We start from the raw sequence: 4,945 nt of genomic DNA on the forward strand, positions 1-4,945 counted from the left end.
TGCTCACAACCGGCCACCATTGTGCCACCTTACTCTATATGCAACAACGCAAGTATATTAATAGTTAGATGTTTATCATGCTCTTATGATTTCAAAACGATGGTAACAATATCAAAACAGCGAGCCTCTATGTTTGCCTTTGAACGCGTTTCTGGACAAAAATGCGTTACGAAAAATCGAACATTAGCAATTCATGAATAACTACAGGAATGCCAAAGTTGGTGAGAAGAGCTAGTGCGATGCTCAAGTGCCGATTATTACGCGCCAATACGTTCTATACCAAGGCAGCAATGCTATACAATAAGCTCAGCCGCCATAAGCTAACATTTGATAAAAACACCTAACATCCAGAAACTTTGGGTATTGCCTCATGCTAGAGTTCAACTGTTAATTTCTCTTAATTTTTACACCATCACCAAACGCTTCTTTCTCATTAGTAGTTACCGAAGCTGGTATAACCACATCAGTGAGCTTGTTATCAACAAACGCCCTATGACCAATGAAGGCCACCGAATCTGGGATGGCCACACTGATAAGCTGGTTTTCTCTAAAAGCCCCCCAACCAATAGTGGTCAGCGAGTCTGGAAGGATCACGTTGGTGAGCTTATTGTTATAAAACGCCTCAAACTCAATGGTTGTCACCGAGTTTGGGATTTCCACACTGGCGAGATAGTTGCTACTAAATACCCCCTGCTCAATAGTGGTCACCGAGTTGGGGATAGCTACAGTCCTGAGCAGGTTGCCAGAAAACGCTTTATCTCCAATTGTGGTCACCGAGTTTGGGATGGCCACGGCCATGAGCTGGTTGGCAGAAAACGCCTCATCTCCGATGGTGGTCACCGAGTTTGGGATGACCACGCTAATGAGATTGTTACCATAAAACGCTGCATCCCCAATGGTGGTCACCGAGTTTGGGATGCCCACGCTGGTGAGCTTATTACCATAAAACACTGCATCCCCAATGGTGGTCACCGAGTTTGGGATACCCACGCTGGTGAGCTTATTACCATAAAACGCTGCACCCCCGATGGTGGTCACCGAATCTGGAATGGTCACGCTGGTGAGTTTGTTGTAAGCAAACGCCCCCTCCCCAATGGTGGTCACCGAATCTGGAATGGTCACGCTGGTGAGCTGGCTTTCTCTAAAAGCTGCCCAACCAATAGTGGTCACCGAATCTGGAATAACAATGTTCTTTCTTGCTCCACCATAAGAAATGATGACCTTCTTATTCTCAGTACCATCATCATTTCGAGCAAAAATAAAGCCATCTGATGGCTCATTGTTAATTGATGATATTGCATTATTATTAAACGCCGCCCTACGAATAGTGGTCACCGAATCTGGGATGGTCACGCTGGTGAGATTGTGATCAAAAAACGCAAGTAAACCAATGGTGGTCACTGAATCCGGGATGACGACATCTGTCTCGTTACCGTCATAGCCAATAAGTAATGACTTATCAGTTGAACCATCAGGGTTTTTGGCATATTGCAACCCTTCCGTTGCTCGTTCACAGCCAGTAAGAAAGGCTAAACTAAGTAAAGTGCCTAGAATTTGGGTAGTTGCTTTCATGAGTCTTGCCCTTGATAATGTCATGACTGTTTCGTATTTTATTACTACCGTCATCTAATTCCCTTTATGAACGCATTAAAACGTTCACAGGTAGTAAGCTTTATTTTGAGATAAGAGGATGATAGCAGTACTTTCAGCGGTTAGTCATTCCCAACAAATTGTTAAGTTAATTTCACCATTCAAAAGGTTACTCTGGCCAGCCAAACACACCACAATGAGTGTTAAATCACGCTCTATCGGATAACTTGTTGTAGGGTAAAAACCTGTTAACTGAGTATTAATGAGTAAAAGTACTAAACAATAATGGGGCAAAACCTGCCAGTGACTTTACTAATTTAATCACTGATGAATTACTTTTAGTATGGAGTTCCGCTGCGTTAAGGTGAACAACGCACCACCATGCCTAATCCATTGCACCGTAAACACACAACCCAACGTTGAACTGAGAAAGCTAAGCGTTAGGAATCACTCTTAAATGCTTTGTATGGACAATTTCTAGAACAAGATATTTTGCATATTTATAATTCCCGCAACTACCTTATAGAAAGGTCGGTCATTTTTATCACAGAGTTCAATAAAAGCCTTATAAGTTGTACTCTTGGTAAAAAGTAATGTTACTTCATCAACGTCAAACTCAAAGTCACCTTTGACTCTCCATTCACGCTCATGCGTCCAGTCAATGATGAAGTCTGGATTTGAAAGATCAAAGTTAACAATACGCCACCATTCTGACTCTGGTAAGTATTTCTTGGCTTCAGCAGTTTTGTCGTAAATCACTGGACGACCACCACTCGTATAAATCTTTTGCTTTGAGAACATGAAACCGCAAGGATGATATCTTGTTTTGTTCGTATGACCGCTTGTCCTAAGTTTTTGCTCAAACCAAGTGTTCTGACAAACTGAACTCAAAGGTGCGTCTTGAAAACAAACTGCGGTGTGTTTGCCAACGATAAAACCTTGCTCAGTGGAGCTACCTTTTAATGTACGTTCCGTCAGTATTTTAAACATAAGTTCAGCAACAGCCGCATTGTCCGTTGCTCGTGTTAAATGAACCAGCCCAGTTGATAAATCAGAACGCTCTGAATAGCGATTTCGCCAATCTTCAAACTTGTACGACATATTTGCCTTATCACATAACGTCCGCTTAAGAGGCAGACAACGTACAACCACGGAACTCAGCCATAACAGCCGTAAGCAAAAATGCCCATTTGAACTGAAAGTGCCATGCGTTGGCTGTCCCTCTTGAAGTGTTTGCTAGCATTATTAATGCATCTTTTCTGCATCATAGCGACAAGTTTGGCACTTAAAATCTTCTTCTAAATATGCTTGGTATAAAGATTCATCATCAACAATACCACCATTGATACATGATGATTCATAGTTACCATCTTCGTCCTCTACGAAACCTATTGGCCCTTCACAAACAACTTCTTCAAGCAAAGGGCGAATTACGTTTTCATAATGGTAAATTTGTTTGCCCTTAATTGACGATAACTCGCCATTATTATCTCTCAATATTTGAGCAACAATTAAGCTAATACTGCCATCCAAACCACAGTCAGCAGCTTTTTCCATAATATAATGCTCATTATCAATTAGGTGGTTGACAACCTCTAAGTTCATTTTTTCTATCTCCGATTTAAATATTAGGTTTGGGAATAAGCTAACGCTTTTTAGACGGAGTTTTCCGCCTTTGCTTTCGGTCTATCTTGCTCGCATCTAGTATGCAACTCAAGCAATATTAGCTTGTTATGTGATTATTGCTTGTGTATGTGGAGGGTAGAATGCTGCTTACGCGATACAATTAGGTTTAGTAAGTTAAAAGTAGATGAATAACATATGAATGAGCTTTTGCCCTAACTGATAAAGGGGCACAAATAAGCCAATTCATCGTCACTATTCAGATGAAACTAACATGCACACCTGTCTGAAGTGATCAATGCAGAGCATTTAAGACGAAAAAAAGCGAGCACTAAGCTCGCTTTCAAACATATGATTTCAATAACTACTACAGCAGTTCAACTGATTGTCGGGCGATAACGTACTCTTCGTTGGTTGGGATAACCATCGCCACAGCGCCCAGCTGCTCGGATTGAGCAATAATGCCAGCGCTGCCAAAGCGTGCCTCTTCGTTGCCCTTCTCATCTTCCACAAAGCCCAATAGTTTGAGGTTGTTGAGAATTTCGCGGCGAATTGGCAACGAGTTCTCACCGATACCGCCCGTAAAGATGATAGCGTCCAGGCTGTCGAGCGGAATCAGGTATGAACCAATGTATTTAGCAACACGATACGTGAAGACTTCGAACGCCAGTTTCGCGCCCTCATGTCCCTGCTCCATCGCTTCTAGAATCCCACGTGCATCAGACGTCAGGCCCGACACCCCGAGGAAACCTGACTTTTTATTCAGCGCTTCAAACACCTGCTCCTGACTCCAGCCTTTCTTCATCAGAAATTCGATGATCCCAGGATCCAGGTCACCAGAGCGAGTCCCCATCATCAAGCCAGCCAGCGGCGTAAAGCCCATCGACGTGTCAACAGACTGGCCATCGCGTATAGCACATACCGAGGCGCCATTACCCAAGTGGACAGAAATAAAGTTCGATTCCTCAGCCTTCTTGCCCAACATTTTAGCCGCTTCACGGCTGACGTAATAATGGCTAGTGCCGTGGAAACCGTATCGGCGGATCCCATACTGTTCATACAGTTCATGCGCAATTGCACCAGTGAACGCCTTGCGAGGCATAGTTTGGTGGAATGCGGTATCGAACACTGCGAATTGAGGCAGCTCAGGGAACGCCAGCATTGACGCCTGGATACCCTTCGCACCTGCCGGGTTGTGGAGCGGAGCAAGATCAGACAGGCTCTCAATTTCAGCCAGCACCTTGTCATCAATACGAACAGTCGAAGTGAATTTTTCCCCACCATGAACGATACGGTGACCAACGGCAACTATATCTTTGCTGAGCCCTAATGTGTCCATCAGGTCAACGATTCGGTTAATGGCGTGCTGGTGGTGATTGTCAGGGGCAGTGATCGCCTCTTCGGTTTTGTCACCGTCGTATTTCCAACTAATCACGGCTTCTGGCAGACCAAAGCATTCGCCAAGCCCACTGATGATGGCGTCACCGGTTTGAGAATCGATCACTGCGAATTTCAGCGAAGAGCTACCAGAGTTGATGACCAGCACGAACTTATTAGACATGAATTATGTATCCTGTTTCAGACTGAGGGTCGAAGTGTTTCACTTCTTGTTTGTATTGACCCATTATTCAATAATTTTTGAATCTTTCAACTTTGTTTTAATTTTTATTTTCTCTCAAACGAAATTTTCTTGATCTACAGCAAGCAGCGATTTTTTTTATCTGATGAAATA

At 43.4% G+C, this 4,945-nt stretch carries 4 protein-coding genes; all 4 read right to left on the minus strand.

Features of this window, described 5'->3' with window-relative positions:
* Positions 1–387: 387 nt before the first annotated feature.
* The 4 genes from CAG65_RS01825 to CAG65_RS01840 all read right to left on the minus strand — a co-directional run bounded on the left by CAG65_RS01825 (position 388) and on the right by CAG65_RS01840 (position 4,774).
* On the minus strand, positions 388–1,572 hold the full coding sequence (locus CAG65_RS01825) for a leucine-rich repeat domain-containing protein (RefSeq protein WP_161451772.1): 1,185 nt from the start codon (positions 1,570–1,572) through the stop codon (positions 388–390).
* Between the two features lie 495 nt (positions 1,573–2,067).
* The gene (locus tag CAG65_RS01830) at positions 2,068–2,691 is read right to left on the minus strand and encodes a hypothetical protein (protein ID WP_161451774.1); all 624 of its coding nucleotides are present in this window, start codon (positions 2,689–2,691) and stop codon (positions 2,068–2,070) included.
* Between the two features lie 144 nt (positions 2,692–2,835).
* On the minus strand, positions 2,836–3,195 hold the full coding sequence (locus tag CAG65_RS01835) for a hypothetical protein (RefSeq protein ID WP_017789263.1): 360 nt from the start codon (positions 3,193–3,195) through the stop codon (positions 2,836–2,838).
* Between the two features lie 385 nt (positions 3,196–3,580).
* Entirely contained in the window at positions 3,581–4,774 is a 1,194-nt protein-coding gene (locus CAG65_RS01840; protein ID WP_161451775.1) for an acetate/propionate family kinase, read from the minus strand.
* Positions 4,775–4,945 lie beyond the last annotated feature (171 nt).

Origin of the sequence: Vibrio sp. V39_P1S14PM300 (assembly GCF_009904765.1) — a bacterium.
In the GTDB taxonomy this organism is placed as follows: domain Bacteria; phylum Pseudomonadota; class Gammaproteobacteria; order Enterobacterales; family Vibrionaceae; genus Vibrio; species Vibrio proteolyticus.

Bases quoted from the DNA above. Each gene is read 5' to 3' on its own strand.
- CAG65_RS01830 (WP_161451774.1), bottom strand. From the start codon at position 2,691: ATGTCGTACAAGTTTGAAGATTGGCGAAATCGCTATTCAGAGCGTTCT.
- CAG65_RS01840 (WP_161451775.1), bottom strand. From the start codon at position 4,774: ATGTCTAATAAGTTCGTGCTGGTCATCAACTCTGGTAGCTCTTCGCTG.
- CAG65_RS01825 (WP_161451772.1), bottom strand. From the start codon at position 1,572: ATGAAAGCAACTACCCAAATTCTAGGCACTTTACTTAGTTTAGCCTTT.
- CAG65_RS01835 (WP_017789263.1), bottom strand. From the start codon at position 3,195: ATGAACTTAGAGGTTGTCAACCACCTAATTGATAATGAGCATTATATT.